Source organism: Microcoleus sp. (assembly GCF_041354475.1).
Taxonomy (GTDB): Bacteria; Cyanobacteriota; Cyanobacteriia; order Cyanobacteriales; family Microcoleaceae; genus Microcoleus.
This window is the reverse complement of record NZ_JBGJZU010000080.1, coordinates 1-4,932: the sequence shown is the minus strand read 5'-3', so window position 1 is coordinate 4,932 and position 4,932 is coordinate 1. Positions and strand designations below refer to the sequence as shown.

Genomic DNA, 4,932 nt, shown 5'->3' with positions numbered 1-4,932 from the left:
AGATATTAGCTTAATCATACTCGTTCCCAGGCTCTGCCTGGGAATGCCTGCCCGGAGGCTCTGCCTCCTTCTTCCTGTTAGTATAATCCGAGGCAGAGCCTCTAGATATGCGTTACTAGGCAGAGCCTAGTAACGAGAGAAACGAGAGAAAACGCCTCCTGTAGGGGCGGTGCTCCGTGCCCGCCCCTGAAAATTACCAATTAATATGAGGATATTTCCACTCATAATAATTGGGAAATACAAAATTAGTAAACGAAACCGAAATACTCACATCCAAGGATTTTACATGATGCCACCAACCCACAGGAATAAAGATAGCTTCTCCCGGTTCCAAAATCACTTCAATGATTTTCGCCTCTCTGTAAAGAGGATACTTTTCATAGTCGGGATTTTCGCCATCAACCTTACTAAAAACGCCCACATGATTGTAAAGCAGAGGTGTTTGTTGGGGACAAATTAATTTAATTAATTTCCGACCCGAAACTTGCGCTAAAATTAAATTAACTGGGTCATGGTGTAGTGGCGTAATCGTACCTTTTGGACCGAACCAAAAGAAAACTCTGCCGCTTGTTTCCGCAGGATTTAAGTATTCTGGGAAAATTTCGATGTCATTGAATAGAGGTTTGAATTCCGCTCTTTCCAGAGTTTGGTTGTTAGCAACCATGTAGCAGTCATTGGTGGGGCCACCATTGACGACCATATCCACGTATTCGCGGAATAATACAGTTTTTTTGTGATTTTCGATCTTAATTTCGTAATCTGGGTCAGAGTTCCGGTTGACTTGAATTTGCACCTCTGCATCGCCGTATTTTTGCTGCAAATACTCCGGTGTCCACAATTGCAACGCTTTCCAATTGTGCATGATGTTGGTAATAATTACTGGCGTATTTTTGGCGTAGTAATTTTCTAGGAAATATTCTCGCGAAAGGCTGCTTTTACGTTCGATTGTCCCGTATTTTGCAGACAGGGATGCTAATTGATTGTTAATGCTAAGTTGGGATTCTAATTTCTGCAATAACTGCACGTATTGATTACCTGCTTGGAAGTAGGGGTGAGAGGATATTTCCCGGACTTCTGCTGTGGCTGTTTCTGCATCTATACCGGTACTTACTAGGGCTTGAATGATTTCGGCATCGGGTTTATTTAATAATTTGTTGGCTGCTACCCACTGTCTCATGTTGTCGGGGACTTCTTTTTTGCTTGGAGTAAGTAGATTTTGCAGGTTTTGCGTCAGCCATTCTAGATTAACCTGCTGTTGGTCAGTCATGGTAATCCGCAAAGGGGGAAGTGTGATGGTTAGGGGTTGGGTATCAGGCATGATTTTGGTATGTTGTTTTGGGACTAAGTATAGCTATTTTAGCGAACCGCGAAGGCGCAAAGGGCGCAAAGGAAGATTGGGATGAAGTTTACAATTTTTGCATGATTCGGGTATGTTGTTTTGGGACTAATATAGCAATTTTATCGAACCGCGAAGGCGCAAAGGACGCGAAGGAAGATTGGGATGAAGTTTACAATTTTTGTCGGGGTTGTTTTTATGATTTTAACTTAGGGAGTGTTGTCTGTTAAAGTTTTCTGGCTGGGAGTGGTTTTTCCCGGATATTTTGGTAATTTTTACTTGAAGATTAACTATTTTTCATCCAGCTACGGGTTCCGAATTGTTGGCAGGAATCCCCAGCGATTTTGGCGGCTGAGCTGAGACTGTCTGTAAAGTTTTTTTGCAGAATGTAGTGACAAAAAGCTCCGTGAAAAATATCGCCAGCACCTAAAGTGTCTGTGGCTTGAATTGGAGGTATTTCTAAACTGCCATAGTTGCCTTTGCTGAGGTATGAAATTGGTTTTTCGCCACGAGTGATGGCAATATTTGGAATTCCGGCTGCTGATAAATAAGCAAACACTTCTTCTGGGTTGTAGCAGTTGGGTGGATGAAAATTATCGGAGCATATAGCCCATTCGATAAATGGTAATATTTCGTCTAATCCTGGTTTCCAACTGCCTCCGTCGAGTACCATTGGGATGTTCTGGGACTTGGCAATTTTAGCAATTTGTGTGCTGGCTAATATTTGGTGTCCGTCTATCAGGACAATATTAACGGATGTTAAAATATCGGGGTTAATTGTTTGAGTGTCAACCTGGGATTTTGTAGCATTCATCGAGATTACCGATCGCTCTCCGGTTCCTTGAGTTACAATAATTGAAGAAACTGGCGGTGGGTCCGATCGCCTCAGTCCTAAATCGATTATCCTCACATTATACTCAGCCAGGTCATTTTTAATTAATTGGGCGATCGCATGAGTGCCCAAAACCCCAGCCCATATCGCCCTATTCCCCAAATAACCAAAAGTCACCGCAGCATTCGCCGCCGGCCCGCCCGCTGCAATGGTACAATCGGAAGCAACAACTTTCTGATTTTCACCAGGAGGCTTCTGGGCTAAATAAATTAAATCCAAAGTCCCCAATCCCAAAAACAATCCCGTTTTCATATCTGCGTTAATCCGCGTTTATCTGCGGTGAAAAAATCTACATCTTAAAATGCAAGCAAATCCCCATACAGGAACACTTTACATCGTCGGAACCCCGATCGGCAACCTGGAAGACATGACTTTTCGCGCCATCAAAATTTTGCAAGCAGCCGACTTGATTGCCGCGGAAGATACTCGCCATACAGGTAAACTTTTGCAACATTTCCAAATCCAAACTCCCCAAATCAGCTATCACGAACACAACCGACATCAACGACTTCCCGAACTCATCGACAAACTGCTTTTAGGCAAAGATATCGCCCTAGTTACAGATGCTGGAATGCCCGGAATTTCCGATCCTGGTTCCGAGTTAGTCAAAGCTTGCGCTGATGCTAATATTAACATCATCCCCATTCCCGGAGCCTGTGCTTGCATAGTAGGAATCAGTGCATCAGGATTACCCACCGACAGATTTGTATTTGAAGGTTTCTTGCCCGCTAAAGGTCAAGAACGCCAACAAAGTTTAGAAGCTTTGCAAATAGAATCCCGCACCATTATTTTATACGAATCTCCGCACCGATTGCGACAAACTTTACAAGATTTAGCAAATAGTCTGGGAAGCGATAGACAGATTGTACTGGCGAGAGAATTGACCAAGATGCACGAAGAGTTTTGGCGTGGTAGTATCGAAAGTGCGATCGAACTTTACACAAATAATGAACCCAAAGGAGAATTTACCCTCATCATCGGCGGCCTCCAAACAGCAGCCCCAGTATTCTCCGAAGACGCCATCAAAGCCGAATTACAAACATTAATCAAAGAAGGAATAAGCCGTTCCCAAGCCAGCCGCCAACTAGCCCAACAAACCTCCCTTCCCCGCCGCCAAATCTACCAACTCGCCCTGACACTAGACGACAGTTAATGATTATAATAGAAGGAATGCACGAGACCGAGTTGGAATAATACCTACAATCATACTAGAAAAACCTATGGCACGCGGCAACTACGATCGACAAAAACCATATTTACGCAACCCCCACATCAACAAACCAATTGCCGAGATTTATGCAGACTTAGACGCCTTTACCTGGGAGATATTTGAGGATCAACCCCACCGCTTCGATACCGTCAGTTTTTACGTCTTGCTTCCCCCTTTGTTTTACGAAGGAAAATTCATCAAAGGAATTTACTTCAGCGAAGCAGTCGAACTCATCAACAAACTATTTCCCGGATTATCATCAGTCTTTCATTCCTTTACCTTTGTTCCCTGGATTGGATATTCTTGGGCGCCGATAGCCGATGCTTACTCCAGCTTGTACACAAACCCGCAGCGGGATAAATGGTTTCGTGAAACTTATCCTGATCGCGCACACAAACCAACTATACCATTACAAGACTGCGACTTCATCAACGAATACTGGATTTCCCCCAGGAATGTCCCAGAAAAAGACATCGACTTACTCGCCGTCGCCCGCATCTCCGAAGAAAAGAACTTACCGATAATTGCCAAAGCCTTAAAAATATACCGCCAAAAACACCCGCAAAAACCGATAAAATTAACAATTCTCAGTGGACACGACTTTGATGTTAACAACATCAACAGCCTTGACGAATCTGCCTTAAACGAATGGCGACAAATCGAGACAATTTTAACCAATCCCTTCGACTACATCAATTTATTGCCGAGAGTAGACTACTACAACGAAATGCCCGCTTATTATTCGCGAGCAAAAGCATTTGTCCTCGGTTCCCTCCTCGAAGGAAAAAACCGAGCCATCATGGAAGCTATGAGTTGCAACATACCAGTAATTTGCTTCCAAGAATTCAATCAATACGCCAGAGGAAACGCACCTGTTTTCCCAGAAGGTGCAGGGCTTTACGCTAAATTCGATCCAGAATCTCTCGCCGATACTATATATACTGTATTGGAAAATCGGACAGAATTCAAACCGCGATATCAGTATTTAAAGCATTGCGGGCGCAAGAACTTTTTCAATACTTGCATTGACAGTTTTCCCTACTATCAGCACAACATTCCCGACTACAAACCCGGAGATGTTGTTAACAATTTGTGGCTGGATTTAGCAGTTCAGCAAAACTATCAAGTTAGCTTGAATAGCTTCTTGTACGGAGGTTCACATCTTTCGCACCTGCGCGGGATAAATGCGATTCAGCAACATCTCGGCGAACTCACAAAGTTTATAGCTAAGTAAGATGCCCACAGTAGGGACACGGCAATGCCCATTAGTGTCAACTTAACGTCAAACCCAGTCAGAGACTGCTGGCAAGACTATTAAATCTAGATCCCCCCTAGCCCCCCTTAAGAAGGGGGGGATAGGAGTCTTTTCAAAGTCCCCCTTCCCCCCTTGGGGGGGGCTAGGGCGTGTTTTCAAACTCGTTGTATACTGGAAAATAGGCGATCGCAACCACTTAACGCTCATGAACCGAGGAGACTTAAGTAACGAACAGTGGG

4 protein-coding genes are annotated in these 4,932 nt (G+C 43.9%); 2 read left to right on the top strand and 2 right to left on the bottom strand.

The window, feature by feature from the left end; translation table 11 throughout:
- Positions 1 to 193: 193 nt before the first annotated feature.
- Together ACBR23_RS23260 and ACBR23_RS23255 are read right to left on the bottom strand one after the other, a co-directional pair.
- The gene (locus tag ACBR23_RS23260; protein ID WP_340518659.1) at positions 194 to 1,318 is read right to left on the bottom strand and encodes a cupin-like domain-containing protein; all 1,125 of its coding nucleotides are present in this window, start codon (positions 1,316 to 1,318) and stop codon (positions 194 to 196) included.
- A gap of 304 nt (positions 1,319 to 1,622) precedes the next feature.
- Positions 1,623 to 2,480 (bottom strand): PfkB family carbohydrate kinase, encoded by an 858-nt coding sequence (locus ACBR23_RS23255; RefSeq protein ID WP_371118749.1) that lies wholly within the window; start codon positions 2,478 to 2,480, stop codon positions 1,623 to 1,625.
- A 49-nt stretch (positions 2,481 to 2,529) separates the two neighbouring features.
- Here ACBR23_RS23255 and rsmI point away from each other — a divergent pair, with 49 nt between their 5' ends.
- Together rsmI and ACBR23_RS23245 are read left to right on the top strand one after the other, a co-directional pair.
- Entirely contained in the window at positions 2,530 to 3,381 is an 852-nt protein-coding gene (gene rsmI / locus ACBR23_RS23250) for a 16S rRNA (cytidine(1402)-2'-O)-methyltransferase (protein WP_371118748.1), read from the top strand.
- Positions 3,382 to 3,448: 67 nt separating this feature from the next.
- The gene (locus ACBR23_RS23245) at positions 3,449 to 4,672 is read left to right on the top strand and encodes a glycosyltransferase (protein WP_371118747.1); all 1,224 of its coding nucleotides are present in this window, start codon (positions 3,449 to 3,451) and stop codon (positions 4,670 to 4,672) included.
- Positions 4,673 to 4,932 lie beyond the last annotated feature (260 nt).

What these genes read in the sequence shown, in the direction of transcription:
- ACBR23_RS23245 (WP_371118747.1), top strand. Translation starts at nt 3,449, where the DNA reads ATGGCACGCGGCAACTACGATCGACAAAAACCATATTTACGCAACCCC.
- ACBR23_RS23255 (WP_371118749.1), bottom strand. Translation starts at nt 2,480, where the DNA reads ATGAAAACGGGATTGTTTTTGGGATTGGGGACTTTGGATTTAATTTAT.
- ACBR23_RS23260 (WP_340518659.1), bottom strand. Translation starts at nt 1,318, where the DNA reads ATGCCTGATACCCAACCCCTAACCATCACACTTCCCCCTTTGCGGATT.
- rsmI (WP_371118748.1), top strand. Translation starts at nt 2,530, where the DNA reads ATGCAAGCAAATCCCCATACAGGAACACTTTACATCGTCGGAACCCCG.